Below are 21,097 nucleotides of genomic sequence, written 5' to 3'. Positions count from 1 at the left end.
ACCGCCCGGAGGGGGACGCCGTGCTCCCCACCCCTCTCCCGCTCGGGCCGGCACCGGGGGCGGGGCCGGCGACCCCGCAGGCGGGCCGGCCCGATCCGCGGGTCGCCGTCGTGGTCATCACGCACCAGCGCCGGAACGAGCTGCTGCTGGCACTCGACCGCCTGCTCGCCCTTCCCGAGCAGCCGCGGGTCGTGGTGGTGGACAACGGGTCCACCGACGGCACGACCGACGCCGTCCGCACCCGGTTCCCCGAGGTCGAGCTCGTCGCCAGCCCCGAGAACCTGGGCGCCGTGGGCCGCAACGTCGGCGTCGCCCTCCTCGACACTCCCTACGTCGCCTTCTGCGACGACGACACGTGGTGGGAGCCGGGCTCGCTGACGGCCGCTGCCGACGCCCTCGACACCCACCCCCGGCTGGCGGTGGTCACGGCGCGCATCCTCGTCGAGCCGGGCGGCACGGAGGACCCGATCGTCCCGGAGCTGCGCGACTCCCCCGTCCGCGGCGCCGACTGGCTGCCCGGACCGGCGCTCGGGTCGTTCCTCGCCGGCGCCTCGGTGGTGCGCCGCGAGGCGTTCCTCGAGGTCGGGGGCTTCTCCGAGCGGCTGTGGCTCGGGGGCGAGGAGGAACTGATGGCCGGCGACCTGGCCGCGGCGGGTTGGGAGCTGTGCTACCTCCCCGCGCTCACCGTGCACCACCAGGCCAGCACCGCCCGGGATCCGCACCGGCGCCGCCGCGACGGCATCCGGAACACCCTCTGGACGACGTGGCTGCGCCGTCCCCTGCGCCCGGCGCTGCGCCGGACCGTGCACCTGCTGCGCACGGTGCCCCGCGACACCGTGACCGCGCGCGGCCTGCTCGAGGCCGTCCTCGGCATCCCGTGGGTGGTGCGCGAGCGGCGGGTGCTCCCCCCGCACGCCGAGGCCCGGTTCGCCGCCCTGGAGGACGCCCAGCGCAGGTCCGCCGCCCGGCGCTACGTCAGCTGACCTGTGACCGGCGGCCGTCGCCGACGACGCCCCGACCAGGCGGGCTGACGCCCGGCGTGGATCCGTCCCTACCCGGTCACGAAGACGCGGCTCCGTCACGCCTCGTTACCAGGCATCAGGCACAGCGGTCACGCCCACCGCGCGGCGGGCCTGGGAGCGCGTCCGACCCATGGTCGTCCCCCGGTGCGACCGGCCTCGACGCTCGTCAATGGGTGGACCACCTGCCGACCGGCGCGGAATCTCCCGGCAGGTGCCATTCCGGAAGAGACGACGACGTCATTCGTGCAGTCCTTCCCTGAATGGTGCTGTCGGCACACATCGGGGCACGGGCACCACTCCGCGAGCGGCCCATACCGCAGTCCGGCCTCCTCACGGTTCGTAGTCGAACGTGGGCCTTCCTCCACGAGGGAGGTACCAACCACCGCGCCGACCTGGCTGTGGTCACGCTGAGTTTGAAGGAGTGTGCTCGTCACGGACCTCGACGGTGACGCTGCGTAGTTGCTCGCTCGGGTATCGGCCAGGATTTGTCAGCCATTCGGTGGAATGCCGGACTTTCGAATTGCTGAGCGTCACGGCCGACTCTCCACTCGTTCCGGATGCCGCCTGCGCTCCGGAGGACCGTTCGAACTCTCTCCGGAACCGCATTGGCGGCGCCTTCGGGGAGAGAAAGGAACGACATGGACGACACGACGCCGCCGCGGCGGGGGACGACGAGGGGACGTGGCACGGCGACCGCCGTGATCGCTCTGGCAACCGCCGGAATGGTGGGCGGGGCGATCCCGGCCTCCGCTACACCGCCGGGCAATGGGCACGACAAGGTGACTCTCTGTCACGCAACAGGGTCGGCGAACAACCCCTACGTCAGGATCACGGTGGACGCCTCCGGCGCCTACAACGGTCACTACGGCCAGCACGCCGACAACGGTGACGGGGACGTCATCCCGCCGTTCACCTACGAGGGGCAGACGTACTCGCTGAACTGGGACGCCGACGGCCAGGCCCTGCACGCCGCGGGCTGCAAGGCCGACCACGGCAACCCCGGCAACCCCGGCGGCGGCAACCCCGACCACGGCAAGCCCGGCAACCCCGGCGGCGGCAACCCCGACCACGGCAAGCCCGGCAACCCGGGCGGCGGCAGCCCCGGCGGCGGCAACCCCGACGGCGGCGACGACAAGGTCACCCTCTGCCACGCGACCGGATCACGGACGAACCCGTACGTGCAGATCACCGTCGCGGCGGCCGGCGCCTACAACGGCCACTACAGCCAGCACGCCGACAACGGCCTGGGCGACATCATCCCGCCGTTCACCTTCCAGGGGCGGACGTACTCGCTGAACTGGGACGCCGACGGCCAGGCGACGTTCGCCGCAGGCTGCGTGACCACCACGCCGCAGAACCCGGGACCGCAGAACCCCGGCCCGCAGAACCCCGGCCCGCAGAACCCCGCGCCGCAGAACCCCGCGCCGCAGAACCCCGCGCCGCAGAACCCCGGCGTCCAGAACCCCGGCGTCCAGAACCCGGCGTCCCAGGTCGGCACGGCGGCGGCCGCCGCGCCGAAGGCACCGGCGGTCGCCGGTGAGCAGGCGTCGACGGGGCCGATCCCGGTCGCGGCCGACGCGGGACGGCAGCTCCCGGGCGACAACTGGCAGCTGCTCGTGGGCGGGGCTCTGGCCCTGGCGGGAGCGCTGGGCGCCGGTACCGCGTGGTTCCGCCGCGCGGCCCGCTCGCGCTGAGGCTGGTCGCCCGTGTTCCGGTCGGCGACCATCGCGCTCAACGCGGCGCTGCTGCTCACCGGTCTCGCGCTGGTCGCCCACCACGGGGCGGGGGCCGCGTCGCCGGACCTGCAGCTGGCTCCGGGCGGGGCGTCGGCCGAGCACCGGGCGCTGTCCCCGGCGGAAGACTCGATGCTTCCGCCGGGGACGCACCAGCCGGGCATCCCCGTCCGGCTGCAGATCCCGTTCCCGAGCACCCATCACCCGCAGGGCGTGACGGCCGAGGTGTCGGCCGACCCGCTGACCCCCGAGGGGAACCTCTTCGTGCCGCCGGACCCGCGGACGGTCAGCTGGGCCCGCGAGGACGCCGCGCCGGGCGCCGGCCGGGGAACGGCGATCCTCACGGGTCACGTCAACTACGTGGTCGACGGCGAACTGGTCGTCGGAGCCCTGTCCGACCTGGCCGAGTACGCCGTCCACCGGGTGGGGCAGACCTTCACCGTCGTCCTGGCCGACGGCCGGGAACTCGCCTACCGGATCACCGGTGGGGAGCAGTACGACAAGGACGAGCTGGCCGCCCGGCCCGAGCTCCGGCAGGAGCTCTACGACCAGGCGAACGCGTTCGGCGAGGGGACCGGCCGGCTCGTGCTGGTGTCCTGTGGCGGCGCCTTCGACAGCCGCACCGGCAACTACGAGGACAACGTCTTCCTCTTCGCCCTCCCGGTGACGTGAGCTGCGCGGATGCACCCGCGCCGTCTCAGCGGGCGCAGTCGACGCAGGTCCGGGCCGCGGGCCGGGCGGCCAGGCGTTCCGGCGCGATCGGCCGGCCGCAGGTCTCGCACATGCCGTAGCCCCCGGCCACCCGGCGGGCCAGGGCGGCCTCCACGTCGGCGAGCCGGCGGCGCGCCTGCTCCAGCAGCGCCACGAGCTGCTGCCGCTCGAAGGCGATGGTCGCCCCCTCCGGATCGTGCTCGTCGTCGGCGTTGGACGCCCGGGAGGCGGCGACCACGCCCTCGAACTCGCGGGTCAGCGCCTCGATCTGTGCCAGCGCCGCCGCCCGCTCGTCGAGCAGCGGATCCGGCTCCGACCCGAGACTCATGCCGAGCGGGCGAGGGGTGAGGGGGACGGGGTCCTCGTACGGCGCAGCAGCCGCAGCGAGCCGGTCCCCGGCAGCTCCTCGAAGTCGCCCGAGGCGAGCACGCGGGTGTAGACGCCGAACGGCGCCTGCCCGCCGTCGGCCGGGTCGGGGAAGACGTCGTGGATGGCGAGTGTGCCGCCCACCGACAGCTTGGCGACCCACGCGTCCTGGTCTCGGCGGGCGGACTCCTCGGTGTGGCTGCCGTCGAGGAACAGCAGGGCCAGGGGTGTGGTCCAGAGCGGGGCGAGGATCTCCGACCGGGTGACGACCGCGACGACGACGTCCTCCGCACCGGCGTCCGCGATCGTTCGGCGGAAGTGCGGGAGCGTGTCGATGCGGCCCACGAGCGGGTCGACCAGGGACGGGTCGTGGTACTCCCACCCGGGCTGGTGCTCCTCGGACCCGCGGTGGTGGTCCACGGTGACGACCTGGCGGCCGGTCTCGCGCGCCGCCGCGGCGAGGTAGAGCGCGGACTTCCCCATCCAGCTGCCGACCTCCAGCAGCGGGCCCGGAACGCCGACCCGGCGCGCGGCCTCGTAGAGCGCGCGTCCCTCGTCGTCGGGCATGAAGCCGGGGGCGGCCTGGGCGGCGCGGAGCAGTGGAAGGACCCCGTCCTCCTCCCGCCTCGCGAGCTCGGCGCGAGCCTCGGGACGGGGCCGGTGAACGGTCATCGGGCGAACCTAGCCCGCAGGGCGGTCATCCGGCGCTCGGTCGCCGCGCCGGCCTCGGTGTCGGCGGCCTTGGCGAAGAACGCGCCGGCCGCCGTGGTCACGGGGACGGCGAGCACGAGGGCGATCGCGCCGACGAGGGTGCGGATGACCTCCTCCGCGAGGACGGAGCTGGTGACCGTGGTCCACAAGGGCTGCGGGGAGAGCTCGAAGGTGAGCAGCAACGGCAGGGCGGCGCCGGCGTAGGCGAAGACGATCGTGTAGACGGTCGAGGCGATGTGGTCACGGCCCACCGCCATCCCCCGCGAGTACAGCTCGCGCCAGGTGATGTCCGGCGACACCTCGTTCAGCTGCCAGATCGCCGAGGCCTGCGTGATCGTGACGTCGTTGAGCACACCGAGCCCCGCGACGACGATGCCCGCGAGCACGATCCCGGAGAAATCGAGAGTCGGGTCGTAACCCTGCAGTCTCACCGTCTCCTCGCTGGTCAGCCCCGTGAGCCGCGCGGCGGAGACGGCGATCGACCCCAGCACCGCCACCAGCGTCAGCCCGAACAGCGTGCCCACGAGGGCCGTCGTCGTCCGCGCGGAGAAACCGTGGGCGAGGTAGAGGACGACGAACATGATCGCCGCCGAGCCCACCAGGCTGACCAGGGTCGGGTACTCCTCCGCCAGCAGCCCCGGCAGGACGAACTGCAGCAGGACGACGAACGCGAAGGCCAGGCCGAGCAGCGACGCCAGACCGCGCAGCCGCGCGACCACACCGACGACGACGGCGAACAACAGGGCCAGGACGATGATCGGGGTGTCCCGCTCGTAGTCGAAGAAACCGTACGAGGGCCCGCCCTCGGCCCCGGCGTCGCGGGTGAGCACCAGCGTGTCCCCCTCGGCCACGCCGGCCGCGACGACCTCCGGTGGCAGCTCGACCTGCTGGAAGTCCCCGGTGCCCGGCCCCTCGAGGATCTCCGTGACGGCGTTGGCGCAGATCTGCGGAACTGCGGGGTCGAGGCCGCACTCCACCGTCTGGACGGAGACGACCCGGGCATCGGGATAGGTGGTGCCGGCCGGCTGGGCCGTCGCGGCGGCCCTCTCGGCACGCGTGGGCTCGCCGTCGGGCCAGAGGAGGACCAGGCCGACGACCGTCGCCACCCCGACCGGGACGAGCAGCAGGAGCATCAGCCAGACGGCCCGCCGTCGCCTGCCCAGCGCCTGCTCGCTCGGCGGTGGGGCGTCGGGATCGGGCCCGTGGCTGTGGCTGTGGGTACTGGGTGGCACGCGGTCAGGCTAGGAGCCGGACCGGTCGGGCACCGGTCGACACAGCGGCCGGGTCAGGACTCCGGGACGGTGGTCTCGATGGGGAACCGGTGCCAGAGGCCGCTCAGCTGGAGCGGCCGGACCACGGCGGGGGTCGGGTCGACCAGGACCACGTCGATACCGCGGGGCGCGGCCAGGCGCTGGACCTGCACCAGGACCGCCATGCCCGCCGAGTTCATGAACGTCACGGCGGAGAGGTCGAGCCTGACCCGCGCCGGCCCGGGCTGGGTCAGCAGGAGGTCGGTGAGCACGCGCACGAGCGGCCGACGGGCCGCGTCGGTGAGCTCGCCGGTCAGGGTCAGGTGCGCCGTGCCGTCCTCGAGCCGGTGGGTGACCTCGGGCTCGGCGTCGCCGCTGGGCGTGGGGCTCGCATCCGTCACCTGGACGCACTTCCCCGCCGGCGCCGACTTCACGCGCGGTCGGGGCGCGCATCGTCGCCGCCCTCCGCGAGGTCGGCATGCGGGGAGACCGTGGGAATATTCGTGCGCCGAGCATGTTTACGTAGGTGTCCGCGTGAGGTAATCTCTAGCCGCCACTAGAGGTTTACCCCTCGGGCAACGAACTCGCTGACCACAAGTCCACAGTTCCCCAGGAGGTTGGAGAGCCATGGCCATGCTGACCGCGTACGACCCGTTCGCCGCCACGTCCGCCGCGTTCCGCGCACTGGACCAGCTGACCGGTCGCGCGGGCTCGACCACCGCCCGCGCGCTCTCTGGCATGCCGATGGACGCCTACCGGGTCGGTGACAACTTCGTCGCCCACTTCGACCTGCCCGGTGTCGACCCCGGCTCCATCGACCTGTCGGTCGAGGGCAACACCCTGACCGTCAGCGCCGAGCGCTCGGTGCCGCAGCTCGAGAACGCCGAGTGGACCATCGCCGAGCGGCCGTTCGGCAGCTACACCCGGCAGCTCGTCCTCGGCCGCAGCCTGGACACCGACCGGCTCGAGGCCAGTTACCACGACGGCGTGCTGACCGTCAGCATCCCCGTCGCCGAGAAGGCGAAGGCGCGCAAGATCCAGGTGACGCGGGCCGACGTACCCGCCGCCGTGGCGGGCCGCACCATCGAGGGCGAGTCCCAGCAGCAGGAGGCCAAGGCGGTCGAGAGCTGATCGACCGCTCCACAGGGGCCGGGACCCGTTGGCGGGCCCGGCCCTTGTGCATCCGACCGAGCCGACAGGAGGGACGGCGATGACCACCGACTCCCAGGACACGGGCACGCACGGCACCGACCCGCTGAGCCGGCTCGACGACCCCGACTACCCGGCGCTCACCATGAGCCAGGCCGCCCAGTTGCTGGGCGTCCAGGCCGCCTTCCTGCGCAGCCTGGACAGCTCGGGCGTCCTCCGGCCGCACCGCTCCCCCGGCGGCCACCGGCGCTACTCCCGCCAGCAGCTCACCCTTGCCGCCCGCATGCGCGGCCTCCTCGACGACGGCCACTCCCTCGCCTCGGCGGAGACCATCGTCGGCCTGCAGGACGAGCTCGCCTCTGCCCGCGCCGACGCAGAGCGCCTCAGGACGACCGCGGACCGGCTGCGCTCCGACGTCGACCGGCTCCGCCTCGACGCCGCCGGCCGGGACGGCGGCCCACCGGCTCTGGGCGAGTAAACCCTAGGGGGGTATAGTTCCCACTGTGCCGCGGCCGCCGAGGCCGGCAGGAGGGAACGACATGGAGACCGTCGACCAGGGCGCACCCGCCCACGACCACCAGCACGGGTACATCCACCGCAAGGACGACTACCTCAAGCGGCTGCGCCGCATCGAGGGGCAGGCCCGCGGTCTCCAGCGCATGGTCGAGGACGAGAAGTACTGCATCGACATCCTCACCCAGGTCTCGGCGATGACGAAGGCACTGCAGTCGGTCGCCCTGGGCCTGCTCGAGGAGCACATGAGCCACTGCCTCGTGGAGGCAGCGGCGGCCGGCGGCCGCGAGGCCGACGAGAAGGTGCGCGAGGCCTCCGAGGCCATCGCGCGGCTCGTCCGCTCCTGACCCCACCCCCATCTCCCGGAGGACCCCCATGAGCACCACCACCTACACCGTCGTCGGCATGACCTGCGGCCACTGCGTCAACGCCGTGACCGAGGAGGTCTCCCAGGTCCCGGGCGTCACCGCCGTCAACGTCGACCTGGCCAGCGGCGGGCTGACCGTCACCAGTGACACCCCGGTCGACGAGAGCGCCGTCCGGGCCGCCGTCGAGGAGGCCGGGTACGAGGTGGCCGGCCGCTGACGCGGCCGCGCCCTCGGTGATCGGCTCGCCATGAATACAGCTCTCAAGCTCGCCGGCTTCGGCCTGGGTCTGCTCGCCGTCTTCGGTGCCGCCACGGGTATCGGTGCGGCGGCGGGCCCGGTGACCGAGGAGCCCTCCGCGGCCGAGCGCGACATGACATCGGGCACGGGGCCGGCGGAGGAGGGCGACGCCGCGCACGGGGACGATGCGCACGGGGACGATGCGCACGGGGACGATGCGCACGGCGGGCCGGCGGCGCAGGCCTTCACCGGCCTCCAGGTCTCCGAGGACGGGTACACCCTCGCCCTCGCCGACCGCGCGCTGCCGGCCGGGCCCGCGACGCCGGTCGCCTTCCGGGTGCTCGCCCCCGACGGGCACCCGGTGACCGACTACACGGTCAGCCACGACGAGGACCTGCACCTGATCGCCGTCCGCCGCGACCTGGCCGGCTTCCAGCACGTGCACCCCGACCTGGGCCCCGACGGGGTCTGGTCGGTGCCCCTCGACCTCTCCCCCGGGACCTGGCGGCTGTTCGCCGACTTCACCGCCACCGCCGACGGGGAGAACCGCACCCTGGGCGCCGACCTCGCCGTCGCCGGCGACTACACGCCCGCTCCGCTGCCGGAGCCGTCGCGCACCACCGAGGTGGACGGGTACACCGTGACCCTCGACGGCGACCTCCTGGCGGGTGAGGAGGCCGACCTCACCCTGTCGGTCAGCCGGGGCGGCGCGCCGGTCACCGACCTCGAGCCCTACCTGGCCGCCTTCGGGCACCTCGTCGCGCTGCGCGACGGCGACCTCGCCTACCTGCACGTCCACCCCGCCGGCGAGCCCGGTGACGGCGTCACCGCACCCGGTCCGGACATCACCTTCACGACCACCGCCCCCTCCGCCGGCACCTACCGCCTGTTCCTGGACTTCCGGCACGGTGGTGTGGTCCGGACGGCGGCGTTCACGGTGGTCGTCGACACGCACGAGGAGCACGGGTCATGACCAGCGCCCCCAGCGGGCCGCGCACCGACGTCGAGCTGCTGATCGGCGGCATGACCTGCGCCTCGTGCGCCGCGCGCGTGGAGAAGAAGCTGAACAAGCTCGACGGTGTCACCGCGACGGTCAACTACGCGACCGAGAAGGCGAAGGTGAGCTTCGGCGACGGCGTCACGACCGACGACCTCATCGCCACCGTCGAGAAGACCGGCTACACGGCGTCGCTCCCCCGCCCCCGTCCCGAGGCTCTCCCCGAGCCGGCGAGCGGTGAGGAGGACGGGGTCCGCCGACTGCGGCAGCGGCTGCTGGTGTCGACGGTGCTGACCGTGCCGGTCATCGCGATGGCGATGGTGCCCGCGCTCCAGTTCGAGTTCTGGCAGTGGCTGTCGCTCACCCTCGCCGCGCCGGTCGTCGTGTGGGGCGGCGCCCCGTTCCACCGCGCGGCCTGGACCAACGCCCGCCACGGCGCGGCGACCATGGACACCCTCGTGTCGCTCGGCACCCTCGCGGCGTTCGGCTGGTCGCTCTACGCGCTCTTCCTCGGCACCGCGGGCGAGCCCGGGATGACCCACCCCTTCGAGCTGACGATCGCGCGCACCGACGGCAGCGCGAACATCTACCTGGAGGCCGCCGCGGGGGTGACCACGTTCATCCTGGCCGGCCGGTACTTCGAGGCGCGGTCCAAGCGGCAGGCCGGCGCGGCCCTGCGGGCCCTGCTCGAGCTCGGGGCCAAGGAGGTCTCGGTGCTGCGCGGGGGCGTCGAGCGGCGGGTGCCCGTCGAGGAGCTCGCGGTCGGTGACCTGTTCGTCGTCCGGCCGGGCGAGAAGATCGCCGCCGACGGCGAGGTCACCGAGGGCTCCTCCGCGGTGGACGCCTCGATGCTCACCGGGGAGTCCGTGCCGGTGGAGGTCGGGCCGGGCGACACCGTGGCGGGGGCGACCGTGAACGCCGGCGGCCGGCTGGTCGTGCGCGCCACCCGTGTCGGCTCGGAGACCCAGCTCGCGCAGATGGCGCGGCTGGTCGAGGAGGCGCAGAACGGCAAGGCGGAGGTGCAGCGCCTCGCCGACCGGGTGTCGGGGATCTTCGTGCCGGTCGTGCTCGCGCTCACCGTGGCCACCCTCGGCTTCTGGATCGGCGCGGGCGCCGGGCTGCCGGCGGCGTTCACCGCCGCGGTGGCCGTGCTGATCATCGCCTGCCCGTGCGCGCTGGGGCTCGCGACGCCGACCGCGCTCATGGTGGGCACCGGCCGTGGCGCCCAGCTCGGCATCCTGATCAAGGGCCCCGAGGTCCTCGAGCAGACCCGCCGAATCGACACGGTCGTCCTCGACAAGACCGGGACCGTCACCACCGGCCGGATGACCCTGCTCGACGTCGTGCCCGCCGAGGGCGAGGACCCCGACCGGCTGCTGCGGCTGGCCGGCGCGCTGGAGGCGGCGTCGGAGCACCCGATCGCACAGGCGGTCGCCCGCGGCGCAGCCGAGCGAGTCGGCGCGCTGCCGCCCGTCGAGGGCTTCACCAACGTGGCGGGGCTGGGCGTCCACGGGCTGGTCGAGGGCTCGGCGGTCGTCGTCGGGCGCCGGCGCCTGCTGGCCGACTGGTCGCTGGAGCTGCCGCCCGCGCTGGAACAAGCCGCCGCGGACGCGGAGGCCGCCGGCCGCACCGCGATCACCGTCGGGTGGGACGGCGCCGTGCGGGGGGTCCTGATCGTGGCCGACGCGGTGAAGCCCGGCTCCGCCGTCGCCGTCCGCCAGCTGCGCGACCTGGGGCTGCGGCCGGTCCTGCTGACCGGCGACAACGCGACCGTCGCCCGGACCGTCGCGGCTGCCGTCGGCATCGACCCGGACGACGTCATCGCGGAGGTGCTGCCGCAGGACAAGGTCGACGTCGTCCGCCGGCTGCAGGGCGAGGGCCGGACGGTGGCCATGGTCGGCGACGGAGTCAACGACGCACCGGCGCTCGCGCAGGCCGACCTGGGGCTGGCGATGGGCACCGGCACCGACGTCGCCATCCAGGCCAGCGACCTGACCCTGGTCCGGGGGGACCTACGGGTGGCCGCCGACGCCATCCGGCTGTCCCGTCGCACGCTGACGACGATCAAGGGCAACCTGTTCTGGGCCTTCGCCTACAACGTGGCCGCCCTCCCGCTCGCCGCTGCCGGCCTGCTCAACCCGATGATCGCCGGCGCCGCGATGGCGTTCAGCTCCGTGTTCGTCGTCACCAACAGCCTGCGGCTGCGCGGGTTCGCGCCGCTGGCGGAGAACCGCGACGCGACGACCGCCGTGCCGGCGGGGCTCCCGGCCCACGACCGCGCACCCCAGCAGGCCTGACCCAGCGGGGCGCGCTGCGCACAACCTCTGTCTCTGCCCACCATGGTGGGCAGAGACAGAGCGTGAGCCGAGCGCCCCGTACGGACTGGAGGACGTCGATGACCGCACGCGCCGACGCTCGACGCCGGGCGCTCGCCCGGCTCCTGGCCACGCTCGGCGTCGCCGGCGGGATGGCGTTGCTGACCCGGCCGCAGGAGGTCGTCGACGCCCTCGCCCCCGGGTTCCCGAAGGAGCGACTCTGGCTGGCCCGCCTGCTCGGCGCGCGGCTGCTCGCGCAGCACGCGGCGGTGCTCGCCGCTCCCCGCCGGGGACTGGTCCGCGCGGGATCGGCCGTCGACCTGCTGCACGCCGCGAGCATGGTGCCCTTCGTCGCCTCCCCCCGTTACGGCCGGGCGGCCCGGATCAGCGGCGGCCTGGCGGCGGGATACGCCGCGGTCGCGCCGGCCCTCGCCCCGGACGACCGGTCAGAACGCGGGTAGCAGCAGCAGCGCCGTCGGCAGCAGGAGAAGCAGTTCGGCCGACGTCAGCGCCGCCCACCGGGCGGCCACCGGGAGGGGTGACGGCGGCTCCAGCAGCCGGACCACCCGCGACGCCGCGACCCCGCCGGTGACCGCGAGGGCGCCGCTGGGCACGCCCGCTCCCCCGGCTCCCCCGACGGCGGCCACGATGGCCCGGGCCAGGGTCCGCCGGGGCGCCGACCCGGAGAGCGACGCGAGGGCGACGTCGTCGGCGCGCATCTCGACGAGCTCGCGGACCGCCGCGTGCGCCCGGGCGGCCGCCGGCAGCACCGGCAGCGCCGCCTCCCAGGCGACGAACGGCAGCAGCAGCAGGTGGTGCCGTTCGCGCAGGTGCGCGCGCTCGTGGGCGACGACGGCGGCGAGCTGGTCCTCGTCGAGCTCGGCGACCATGCCGGAGGAGAGCACCAGCAGCGGCCGGGCGCCCGGGATGCAGAACGCGACCGGTGCGGGGTGCTCCAGGAGCCGGGTGTCGGGCAGCTCCGCCGACGGCTGGACGACCAGCTCGAGCAGCTCCCGGTGCCGGCGCCGGGTCCGCGCGGTCCGGAGGCCGGACAGCACGAGGACCCCGAGGAGCTCGGAGGCGAGCACGCCGGCGAGGGTCAGCGCCACCCAGTGGTCACCGCGGACCGGCTCCCCGGCCGGGGAGCCCGCGGCCAGCGACCACGCGGCCTCGGGCAGGGAGTGACCCCAGGGCGCGAGGCCGTGCACGAGCAGCGCCCCCACCATCGACAGGCCACCGGCCAGCCCGATCGCCTGCCAGCAGACGAGCGCGACCAGCGGATCGCGGCGCGGCCAGCGCGCCCGCGCCAGCAGCGCCGGCACCGGCCAGGCCAGGAGCGCGGCCAGGACGGCGAGCGCGACCGCGGTGGCGGGCAGCACGGGTGTCGGGTGCGCTTCGGGATCAGCGGGCGGCGTCGTCGGCGCCGGCCAGCAGCTCCCGCAGCAGGCGCGCCTCGTCGGCGTTCACGCTGCCGACGAACCGCGCCAGCACGGCCTGCCGGTCGCCCGCCTGCCCGAGGACCTCGTGCATCAGCTCGGCGGCGTGGTCGGCGCGGCTGGCGCGGGCGGAGAACCGGCGGGGACGCGCGTCGTCGTGGACGACGAAACCCTTCTGCTCCAGCCGGGTGAGCACGGTGTGCACGGTGGTCAGCGCGATGCCCCGCTCGGCCAGGCCGTCGCGCAGCGCGGTCGCCGGTACCGGACCGCCCGCGGCCCACAACCGCTCCATGACGGCGCGCTCCAGCTCTCCCAGCGAGGCCATCGACCCTCCTGTCGTCCGTCTCACACGACACTCTTCTACAAGCGGTAGAAAAACTCTTCTACTCGGCGTAGAAAGAACGTGTCGATAGTACGTCGGCTCGGGCGACGAGGGGACAGGTGCCGTGGACGTCCTGGACGTTGACACGCTGGACATCGCGCGCTGGCAGTTCGGGATCACGACCGTCTACCACTTCCTGATGGTCCCGCTGACCATCGGCCTGGGGATCCTGGTCGCGGTCATGCACACGATGTGGGTGCGCACCGACAAGCCCGAGTGGCTGCGCATGACCCGCTTCTGGGGCCGGGTCTACCTGATCAACTTCGTCCTCGGCGTGGCGACGGGCCTGGTGCAGGAGTTCCAGTTCGGCCTCGCCTGGAGCGAGTACTCCCGTTTCGTCGGCGACGTCTTCGGCTCCCTGCTGGCCCTCGAGGCGCTGCTCGCCTTCTTCCTCGAGTCGACGTTCCTCGGCCTCTGGATCTTCGGCTGGGGCCGCATCCCGAAGAAGGTCCACCTCGCCACGCTCTGGGCCGCGGTCGTCGGCTCGGTCGTCAGCGCGTACTTCATCATCGCCGCGAACTCGTGGATGCAGCACCCGGTCGGCGTCGTCACCGACGACGAGACCGGCCGGCCGCTGCAGGTCGACTTCCTCGCCGTCCTCACCAACAACACCGCGCTGGCCGCGTTCAGCCACGCGATCGTCGCCGCCCTCATGGTCGCCGGTGCCCTGCTGGTCGGCGTCGGTCTGTGGCACCTGCGGCGCCGGAAGCTCGCGGGGCAGCCGGTCACCGACGTCGACCACGCCGTCTGGCGCCGCTCCGTGCGCGTCGGCGGGTGGGTCTCCCTCGCGGCGTTCGTCCTCGTGGCCCTCACCGGCGACTGGCAGGGCAAGCTCATGTACCAGCAGCAGCCGCTGAAGATGAGCTCCGCCGAGGCGCTGTGCGAGACCGAGGCGCCGGCGTCCTTCTCGATCCTCGCCTGGGGCAAGCTCGGCTCGAACGAGTGCGACGACGTCCACTCGATCACCGTCCCCTACCTGCTCTCCTACCTGGCGCACGGCGACTTCTCGACCGCCGTGCCGGGCGTGAACGAGCTGCAGGAGGAGTACGCGGCGGTCTACGGCGCCACCTATCCCGACGACCCGTCGTTCGGCGACAAGGCCGGCGAGCCCATCGACTACACCCCCGTGCTGGCGGTCACCTACTGGAGCTTCCGGCTGATGATCGGCATGGGGGCGGTGTCGGCGGCCGTGGCGGTCTACGCGCTGTGGGCCACGCGCAGGGGGCGGGTGCCCACCTGGCGGATCGGCGTGTACGGCTCGCTGCTGGCCGTCGCGGCACCGTTCATGGCGAACGCCACCGGCTGGATCTTCACCGAGATGGGCCGCCAGCCCTTCGTCGTCCACCCGAACCCCGACGTCCCGGTCGAGGACCAGGTGTACTTCTTCACCGCCCAGGCGGTCTCCCCCGGCATCTCCGCGGCCGAGGTCTGGGCGTCCCTGATCGCCCTCACCCTGGTCTACGGCGCGCTCGCGGTCGTCGAGCTGTGGCTGCTCACCCGCTTCGTCCGCCGGGGCGTCACCACCGGGGACGGCGCGCCCGTACCGGGGCCCACCCCCGACGGCACCCCGGACGACGACCTGCCCGGCGGCCGCGACCGCGACGACGTCCTCTCCTTCGCCTACTGAGCTGGAGCACGCCATGGACCTGCAGACCCTCTGGTTCGCCGCGGTCGCGCTGTTGTGGACCGGGTTCCTGCTGCTCGAGGGCTTCGACTTCGGCGTGGCGGCCCTGCTGCCGCTGCTCGGCCGCCGGACCCCCGACCGCCACCTGATGCTGCGCACCATCGGCCCGCTGTGGGACGGCAACGAGGTGTGGCTGATCACCGCCGTCGGCGCGGTGTTCGCCGCCTTCCCCGGCTGGTACGCCACCTGGCTGCCGGCGCTCTACCTGCCGTTCGTGCTGGTGCTGTCCGGGCTCATCGTCCGGGCGGTGGCGTTCGAGTGGCGGCACTCCCACCACACGCCCGCGTGGGACTCGAGCTGGAGCTGGGTCATCACCACGGGCTCGCTCATCGCGGCGCTGGGCATCGGCGCCGCCCTGGGCGCCACGACGCTCGGCCTGCCGATCGCCGCCGACGGCAGCAGGGTGGGCGGCGCCTTCTCCGGGCTGGGCTGGCCGGCGCTGCTCGGGGCGGTCGCCGTGCTGGCGTTCTCACTGGTGCACGGCGCGATGTTCCTGGCCCTGAAGACCGACGGCCCGCTCCGCGCCGCCGCCCGGGCCGTCGCCCGCCGGTGGGCCCCGGTCGCCGCGCTCCCGCTGCTGGCCTGGGCCGGCCTGGTGCACCTGCGCCACGGGACGCCGGTCACCGCGGTGCTGTGGCTGGTCGCCGCGCTCGCCGTCGCGGTGGCCTGGGCGCGCATCTCCGTCGGGCGGGAGGGTCAGGCCTTCGCCGCCTGGGGGGCCATGCTCGGCGCCGCCGCGGCCACGATCTTCGGCGCCGCGTACCCCGTCGTCGTCCCGTCGACGATCGACGCCGCGTTCGACGTGACGATCGCCGACGCCTCGGTCAGCGACTACACCCTCACGGTGATGACCTGGGCCGCCGCCGTCGGGCTGCCGGTGGTCCTCGCCTACCAGGCCTGGACCTACTGGGTGTTCCGGAAGCGGCTGACCGCCGAGCCGGTGCACGAGGTCGCCGCATGACGGCAGAGGTGGCTCCGATGGCGTCCCGGGGTCGCGGGCCGCTGGGCGCGCTCGCCGGCGTGCCGGGACTGACCGGCGCGCTGGTCCGGGCGGCGCTGGCCGCGCTCGCGCAGACGGCCGGCCTGGTGCTGCTGGCCGCCGGGCTGGCGCACGCCGTCGCCCGCGCCGTGGGCGTCGCCGACGGGATCCCGGGAACGCCCCTGGCCCTCGCCGCGGCCGGCGTCTCGCTGCGGGCGGTCGCCGGCTCGGCCGGCGAGGTGCTCGCCGCCCGCGCCGCGCGCCGAGCCGAGGACCGGCTGCGCCGCGACCTGCTCGACCGGCTCGCGGTGTCCCCCGCCGCGGTCGACGCCGCGGGTGGCCCGGGCCCGGCCGCGGTGCTCGCGACGACCCGGCTGCACGACCTCGGCCCCGCGCTCACCACCTACCTCCCGGCGCTGGCAAAGACCCTCGTCGTCCCCCCGGCGCTGCTGCTCGCGCTCGCCTGGACCGACCTTCTCTCCGCGGTCCTGGTCGGGGTGACCCTGCCGCTGGTGCCGGTGTTCATGGTGCTCGTCGGCCGGTACACGCAGGACGCGACGGCGGAGTCCGCCCGCGCGCTGGACCGGATCGCCGCGCACGTCGCCGAGCTGGTGCGCGGCCTGCCGGTGCTGGTCGGCCTCGGGCGTGCCGCCGACCAGGCCGCGGCGCTGGCCCGGCTCGGGACGGCGCACCGCAGGCGCACCCTGGCCACCCTGCGGATCGCCTTCCTGTCGGCCCTGGTCCTGGAGCTCATCGCCACGCTGTCGGTCGCGCTCGTCGCGGTGACGGTGGGACTGCGGCTGGTGCACGGGGACATGGCCCTGGCCGTCGGGCTGACCGCTCTGCTGCTCGCGCCCGAGGCGTTCGCACCGCTGCGCGCCCTGGGAGCGGCCCACCACGCCTCCGAGGACGCCGCGCTGGCCGCGGCGCAGGCCCGGGCGGTGCTCGGCGCCCCCGTGCCCACCCGGGCGACCCCGGCCGTGGACGACGACCCGCGCGGAGCCGACGTCGCCCTCGCCGGTCTGGCCGTGCGTCACCCGGGGCGGGCGGTGCCGTCCCTGCCGCCCCTCGACCTCGCCCTCCGCCCCGGCGAACTGGTGGCGCTGCGGGGACCGAGCGGATCGGGCAAGTCGACGCTGCTCGCCGTCCTTGCCGGCGTGGTCCCCGCGGACGCCGTCGTCACCGGGACCGTCACCGGCCTGCCCGCCGCCGTCGCGTACGTGCCGCAGTTCGCGCGCACCACCGGTGCCACGGTCGCCGACGAGCTGCGCCGGCACGCCGGGTCCGAGGCCGGGATCGACAAGCTCGTCGGCGAGGCGTACGTGGTCGAGTCGCTGGCCCGCGTCGGCGCGGCCGGGCTGGCCGGCCAGGCGCCGGCGTCCCTGTCGCCCGGTGAGCTGCAGCGGGTGGCGCTGGCCCGGGCGCTGGTGGGGGTGCGCCGCGGCGCCCGCCTGCTGTTGCTCGACGAGCCGACCGCCCACCTCGACGACGAGGCCCGCGCCCTGGTCGCCGAGGTGCTGCTCGGGCTGCGCGGCACGGTCACCACGCTGCTGGTGACCCACGACCCGCTGCTGCGCGTCCTCGCCGACCGGACCGTCGACCTCCCCACCCCCGCTTCCGGTACGGAAAGCTGCCCGGCCCCGTCCGGCTTTCTGTACCGGAAGCTGGAGGAGCCGGTCGAGGAAGGCGCCCCCCAGGAGAGCGCCCCCGAGGAGGCCGCGCCGGTCCGGCCGGCACTGCGGCGGGCGGTGGTGGCGGGCACGCTGTCGTCGGGCGCGGGGATCGCGCTCACCGCGGTCTCGGGCTGGCTGATCGTCCGGGCCGCGGAGATGCCCCCGATCCTGACGTTGTTGGTGGCGATCGTCGGCGTGCGCTTCTTCGGGCTCGGCCGGGCGCTCCTGCGCTGGCTCGAGCGGCTGACCGTGCACGACGCCGCCCTTCGGCAGGCCGCCGCCACCCGCGTCCGGATCTGGTCGGCGCTCGCGGCGCAGGGCATCGCGGCCGAGCGGACACCGGGAACGGCGCTGGCCCGCGTGGTCGGGGACGTCGGCGTCGTCCAGGACCTCACCGTCCGCGTGCGCCCGCCGATGCTCGTGGCCGGACTGGTCACCACGGGCACGCTCGCCGCCCTCGCGCTGGTCGACCCCGCCGCCGCCGGAGCCGTCGCGCTGGTGCTCGGCATCGCGGTCGGCCTGGTCCTGCTGGTGCACCGCCGGGTGGACGCCGGGGCAGCACGGGCGGAGACCCAGCTCCGGGTGGCCGCGCTGCGCGAGACGACGACGGTGCTGGAGGGCCTGCCCGACCTGCGGGCGCACGGGCTCGCCGGCCGGGCGGCCACCGACCTCCACGGGCCGGCCGACCGGCAGGCCGCCGCCGCCCGCACGGGCACGCTCGCGGCCGCGATCGGCACCGGCCTGGTCGTCCTGGGCACCGGGCTGGCGGCCGTCCTGGCGACAGCGGCGGGCGCCCGGAGCGGTCTGGACGGGCCGGCGCTGGCCGTTCTCGCCCTCGCGCCGCTCGCGCTGGCCGAACCGCTCGCCGGGCTGGTTCCCGCCCTGCAACGCCGCGGCGCGCTCGCCGACGCGCAGGCCCGCATCGACGCCGTCCTCACCGCGCCGGTGCCGGCCGACCCGGCCGATCCCCTGCCCGTGCCGGCTCCCGCGCACGAGCTCCGGGTGGACGCGCTCGCGGCCGGGTGGCCGGGCGGCCCCGACGTCCTGCGCGGCCTGGACGCGCGGGCACGGGCGGACGACGGCTGGCTGGTGGTCCGCGGCCCGTCCGGCTCGGGCAAGTCGACGTTCCTCGCCGTGCTCATGGCCGCCCTCCGACCCCGGACGGGCACGTACGCGGTCGACGGCGTGGACACCGCCGGGCTCGCCGGCGACGACCTGCGGGCGCGGATCGCCTGGCTGCCGCAGGAGGCGCACGTCTTCGCCTCGACGATCCGCGCCAATCTCGCGCTGGCCGCGCCCCGCGGGGAACTGGACGGGGCGGGTGGCGAGGCGCAGATGCGCGCGGCGCTGATCGCGGCCGGGTTGGGCCCGCTGCTCACGACGCTCCCTGACCGCCTGGACACCCCGGTCGGCGCCGGGGGCACGGCGTTGTCCGGCGGCGAGCGTCGCCGGCTCGCCGCCGCCCGGGCACTGCTGGCCGACCGCGACGTCGTGCTGCTCGACGAGCCGACCGCGCACCTGGACGCCCCGACCGCCGCCGCGCTGGTCGACGACCTGCGCGGGGCGCTGGCCGGCCGGGTGGTCGTCTGCGTGACCCACGACGACGACGTCGAGCGGCCCGGCGACACCGTCGTCCGCCTCACCGCCGCGCCGGCGAGGGTCTGAATGGTCGTACCGGTGCGCCAGTGTGCCGGTCATGGACGCTTCCTTCACCGGATCGGTATTCCTCGGCATGAGCGTCGACGGGTTCATCGCCCGCCTCGACGGTGACCTCGACTGGCTCACCGGCGGCCAGGACGCCAACACCGCCCCGGACGACGGCGCGGGCGGCGACTTCGGCTTCGCCGACTTCGTGTCGGGCATCGACGCCGTCGTCATGGGCCGCAGCACCTACGACGTCATCACGCCGTTCGGGAGCTGGCCCTACCAGGGCAAGCCGGTGCACGTGCTCAGTACGACGCTGGTTCCCGGCGCCGACCCGCGCATGACCGTCCACGCCTCCTTCGACGAGGCCGTGGCGGCGCTGAGCGCGGCCGGATACCGACGGGTGTACGTCGACGGCGGCCGGACCGTGCACCAGTTCCTTCGGGCCGGCCTCATCGGCGACCTCACGCTCTCGCGGGTGCCGATCCTGATCGGCACCGGGCACACCCCGTTCGGGGAGCTGGCAGCAGACGTGCCGCTCGAGCGCGTGCAGACCCAGACGTTCCCGAGCGGCATGGTGCAGACCACCTACCGGGTGCGCCGGAACGCCTGACCCGCCGGCCCCGTCCGGGGCGCCGCCCCGATCCTGCGAGGGCGGGTGGCCCCGTCCAAGAGCTCCCCGCGAGCGTGCAAGCGGTGGGGGGGTGGGGGGACGGGGTCCTTTCCGGGGTTCTTCCTCAGGCCGCGGCCGTGTGTGGCCGGGCGCGCACGATCTCGAATCCGGGGAACGCAGGCAGCTCGGCGTCGACCACGAGCGGGATCGCGGGCGATCCGAGCAGGCCCCGCTCCTGGAGGAGCGCCCGCTCCGCAGGGTCGAGCTCGGCGAGGATGCAGTGATAGACCTCCGGGCGCACCCGGATCTCGCGCGGCTCTGCGGCGGCGGGGCTCCAGGCGGTCGCGAGGATGTCTCCCACAGGGTCCGGCCGGCCCCAGTGCCGGTGCTGTCCGGCCCGGTTCGGCGACGGTTCCTGACGAATGGTGTCCTCGTCCATGACGGCCCTCCTGTGCGGCCCTCCGTGCCAGGTTCAACGCGGGGGAACCCCGTGTTGATGTCTATCTTCGGGAGGGAGAGTCCCACCGGGTAGAGACACTTCGACGGGAATCTCCGGGCCCAGACGGGTGCCCTGCAGCAGCTGGAGGTCGTCGCCCGACCAGAAGCTGCCGGGGTCGTAGGCGTTGAGCGGCCGGTCGTCCGGGAGCAGCCCCATCGCGGTGTAGGTGGCGGCGACCAGCTCCGCGCAGAACACCGTCTCGGCCGAGGTCCGGCGCCGAAGCCGGCCGTTCACCCAGCCGCGGACCAGGCCCCGGGTGGTCGGAAAAGGCCGCCCGTCGAGGCGGGCGACAGTGCGCAGCACGGCGTCCTCCATCGCCGGGGTCACCCCGCCGTCCTCGCTGGGCCCGATCAGCTGCCGCAGCCACGCCCGCTGCCCGTACCGACGGCGCCAGGTGAGAACCGCGTCCCGCAGGTCGTGCAGCTGGACACCGCGCTGGTGCTGCCCGCTCCAGGCATCGGGCAGCGACCTGCCGAGCTCGGCGTGCCAGAGCAGCGGCGGCAGGTCCTCCAGGACGACGGCCATGCCGACGTGGTTCACCGGGGCGTTGGTCAGCGCCCGGATCGCGCGGTCGGCCAGCGACGGTCCGCGGAAGACCCACACGTCGCCGGTGCGCGTGAGGTCCACCGCCTCGTCCAGGGAGAGCTGGGGCACGGGCAGCTAGGTTACGGACCGTGCGCCTATGGAAGCTCCTCGGACTGGCCGGACTCGCAGGCGTCGCGGCCGGGAGCGTCGTGCTGGCCCGCAACGAGCGCCAGCGCCGCGCCTACACGCCCGACGACGTCCGGGCCCGGCTGCACGAACGGGCCGCGGCG

At 74.7% G+C, this 21,097-nt stretch carries 22 protein-coding genes; 14 read left to right on the top strand and 8 right to left on the bottom strand.

Going from position 1 to position 21,097, the window contains the following annotated elements; genetic code table 11:
• The first annotated feature begins 20 nt into the window (after positions 1-20).
• From ACFSHS_RS21300 to ACFSHS_RS21290, 3 genes are all read left to right on the top strand, one after another.
• Positions 21-983, top strand: a complete 963-nt coding sequence (locus ACFSHS_RS21300; RefSeq protein ID WP_376880588.1) for a glycosyltransferase family 2 protein — start codon at positions 21-23, stop codon at positions 981-983.
• Between the two features lie 872 nt (positions 984-1,855).
• A complete protein-coding gene (locus ACFSHS_RS21295) occupies positions 1,856-2,716 on the top strand; it encodes a hypothetical protein (protein WP_376880586.1) in 861 nt (286 codons plus the stop codon).
• 12 nt (positions 2,717-2,728) lie between these two features.
• A complete protein-coding gene (locus tag ACFSHS_RS21290) occupies positions 2,729-3,427 on the top strand; it encodes a class F sortase (protein WP_376880583.1) in 699 nt (232 codons plus the stop codon).
• 25 nt (positions 3,428-3,452) lie between these two features.
• On the opposite strand, the gene ACFSHS_RS21285 is transcribed toward ACFSHS_RS21290, so the two are convergent.
• Genes ACFSHS_RS21285 through ACFSHS_RS21270 form a run of 4 tightly spaced genes read right to left on the bottom strand, consistent with a single transcriptional unit; the run spans position 3,453 to position 6,194 of the window.
• Complete coding sequence (locus ACFSHS_RS21285) at positions 3,453-3,794, bottom strand: TraR/DksA family transcriptional regulator (protein WP_376880580.1); 342 nt, start codon at positions 3,792-3,794, stop codon at positions 3,453-3,455.
• Complete coding sequence (locus ACFSHS_RS21280) at positions 3,791-4,504, bottom strand: class I SAM-dependent methyltransferase (protein ID WP_376880578.1); 714 nt, start codon at positions 4,502-4,504, stop codon at positions 3,791-3,793. The genes ACFSHS_RS21285 and ACFSHS_RS21280 overlap by 4 nt, the downstream gene beginning before the upstream one ends.
• Positions 4,501-5,775: a YibE/F family protein gene (locus tag ACFSHS_RS21275; protein ID WP_376880576.1), complete on the bottom strand. Its 1,275-nt coding sequence runs from the start codon at positions 5,773-5,775 to the stop codon at positions 4,501-4,503. Before ACFSHS_RS21275 ends, ACFSHS_RS21280 begins: the two co-directional genes overlap by 4 nt.
• 53 nt (positions 5,776-5,828) lie before the next feature.
• Positions 5,829-6,194: an STAS domain-containing protein gene (locus ACFSHS_RS21270; protein WP_376880574.1), complete on the bottom strand. Its 366-nt coding sequence runs from the start codon at positions 6,192-6,194 to the stop codon at positions 5,829-5,831.
• A gap of 226 nt (positions 6,195-6,420) precedes the next feature.
• Between ACFSHS_RS21270 and ACFSHS_RS21265 the strand changes: the two genes are divergently transcribed.
• The 7 genes from ACFSHS_RS21265 (at position 6,421) to ACFSHS_RS21235 (ending at position 11,833) form a co-directional block, all read left to right on the top strand.
• Positions 6,421-6,924 (top strand): Hsp20/alpha crystallin family protein, encoded by a 504-nt coding sequence (locus ACFSHS_RS21265; protein ID WP_376880572.1) that lies wholly within the window; start codon positions 6,421-6,423, stop codon positions 6,922-6,924.
• 79 nt (positions 6,925-7,003) lie between these two features.
• Positions 7,004-7,420 (top strand): MerR family transcriptional regulator, encoded by a 417-nt coding sequence (locus ACFSHS_RS21260; protein WP_376880570.1) that lies wholly within the window; start codon positions 7,004-7,006, stop codon positions 7,418-7,420.
• A gap of 61 nt (positions 7,421-7,481) precedes the next feature.
• Complete coding sequence (locus ACFSHS_RS21255; RefSeq protein WP_376880567.1) at positions 7,482-7,802, top strand: metal-sensitive transcriptional regulator; 321 nt, start codon at positions 7,482-7,484, stop codon at positions 7,800-7,802.
• A 28-nt stretch (positions 7,803-7,830) separates the two neighbouring features.
• Positions 7,831-8,040: a heavy-metal-associated domain-containing protein gene (locus ACFSHS_RS21250; RefSeq protein WP_376880565.1), complete on the top strand. Its 210-nt coding sequence runs from the start codon at positions 7,831-7,833 to the stop codon at positions 8,038-8,040.
• Positions 8,041-8,070: 30 nt separating this feature from the next.
• Positions 8,071-9,033, top strand: coding sequence for a hypothetical protein (locus ACFSHS_RS21245; protein ID WP_376880562.1), 963 nt, complete (start codon positions 8,071-8,073; stop codon positions 9,031-9,033).
• Positions 9,030-11,354, top strand: a complete 2,325-nt coding sequence (locus tag ACFSHS_RS21240; RefSeq protein WP_376880560.1) for a heavy metal translocating P-type ATPase — start codon at positions 9,030-9,032, stop codon at positions 11,352-11,354. The genes ACFSHS_RS21245 and ACFSHS_RS21240 overlap by 4 nt, the downstream gene beginning before the upstream one ends.
• 98 nt (positions 11,355-11,452) lie before the next feature.
• Positions 11,453-11,833: a hypothetical protein gene (locus ACFSHS_RS21235; protein ID WP_376880558.1), complete on the top strand. Its 381-nt coding sequence runs from the start codon at positions 11,453-11,455 to the stop codon at positions 11,831-11,833.
• Here the strand turns inward: ACFSHS_RS21235 and ACFSHS_RS21230 are convergent.
• Together ACFSHS_RS21230 and ACFSHS_RS21225 are read right to left on the bottom strand one after the other, a co-directional pair.
• Positions 11,819-12,751 (bottom strand): M48 family metalloprotease, encoded by a 933-nt coding sequence (locus ACFSHS_RS21230; RefSeq protein ID WP_376880556.1) that lies wholly within the window; start codon positions 12,749-12,751, stop codon positions 11,819-11,821. The genes ACFSHS_RS21235 and ACFSHS_RS21230 overlap by 15 nt on opposite strands.
• Positions 12,752-12,773: 22 nt before the next feature.
• Positions 12,774-13,133, bottom strand: a complete 360-nt coding sequence (locus ACFSHS_RS21225) for a BlaI/MecI/CopY family transcriptional regulator (RefSeq protein ID WP_376880554.1) — start codon at positions 13,131-13,133, stop codon at positions 12,774-12,776.
• 121 nt (positions 13,134-13,254) lie between these two features.
• Between ACFSHS_RS21225 and ACFSHS_RS21220 the strand changes: the two genes are divergently transcribed.
• Genes ACFSHS_RS21220 through ACFSHS_RS21205 form a run of 4 tightly spaced genes read left to right on the top strand, consistent with a single transcriptional unit; the run spans position 13,255 to position 19,783 of the window.
• Complete coding sequence (locus ACFSHS_RS21220; RefSeq protein ID WP_376880552.1) at positions 13,255-14,817, top strand: cytochrome ubiquinol oxidase subunit I; 1,563 nt, start codon at positions 13,255-13,257, stop codon at positions 14,815-14,817.
• A 13-nt stretch (positions 14,818-14,830) separates the two neighbouring features.
• The gene (cydB, locus tag ACFSHS_RS21215) at positions 14,831-15,835 is read left to right on the top strand and encodes a cytochrome d ubiquinol oxidase subunit II (RefSeq protein ID WP_376880549.1); all 1,005 of its coding nucleotides are present in this window, start codon (positions 14,831-14,833) and stop codon (positions 15,833-15,835) included.
• A gap of 17 nt (positions 15,836-15,852) precedes the next feature.
• Positions 15,853-19,191 (top strand): thiol reductant ABC exporter subunit CydC, encoded by a 3,339-nt coding sequence (gene cydC / locus ACFSHS_RS21210; RefSeq protein ID WP_376880546.1) that lies wholly within the window; start codon positions 15,853-15,855, stop codon positions 19,189-19,191.
• A gap of 31 nt (positions 19,192-19,222) precedes the next feature.
• Positions 19,223-19,783 carry a dihydrofolate reductase family protein gene (locus tag ACFSHS_RS21205; protein WP_376880543.1) on the top strand — a complete coding sequence of 187 codons (561 nt, stop codon included), beginning with the start codon at positions 19,223-19,225 and terminating at the stop codon, positions 19,781-19,783.
• A 124-nt stretch (positions 19,784-19,907) separates the two neighbouring features.
• On the opposite strand, the gene ACFSHS_RS21200 is transcribed toward ACFSHS_RS21205, so the two are convergent.
• Both ACFSHS_RS21200 and ACFSHS_RS21195 read right to left on the bottom strand, forming a co-directional pair.
• Positions 19,908-20,222, bottom strand: a complete 315-nt coding sequence (locus tag ACFSHS_RS21200) for a hypothetical protein (RefSeq protein ID WP_376880541.1) — start codon at positions 20,220-20,222, stop codon at positions 19,908-19,910.
• 33 nt (positions 20,223-20,255) lie between these two features.
• The gene (locus ACFSHS_RS21195; RefSeq protein WP_376880538.1) at positions 20,256-20,936 is read right to left on the bottom strand and encodes a hypothetical protein; all 681 of its coding nucleotides are present in this window, start codon (positions 20,934-20,936) and stop codon (positions 20,256-20,258) included.
• Positions 20,937-21,097 lie beyond the last annotated feature (161 nt).

The organism is Blastococcus deserti (assembly GCF_042682525.1).
GTDB lineage: Bacteria > Actinomycetota > Actinomycetes > Mycobacteriales > Geodermatophilaceae > Blastococcus_B > Blastococcus_B deserti.
This window is presented reverse-complemented; position numbering and strand designations above follow the sequence as displayed.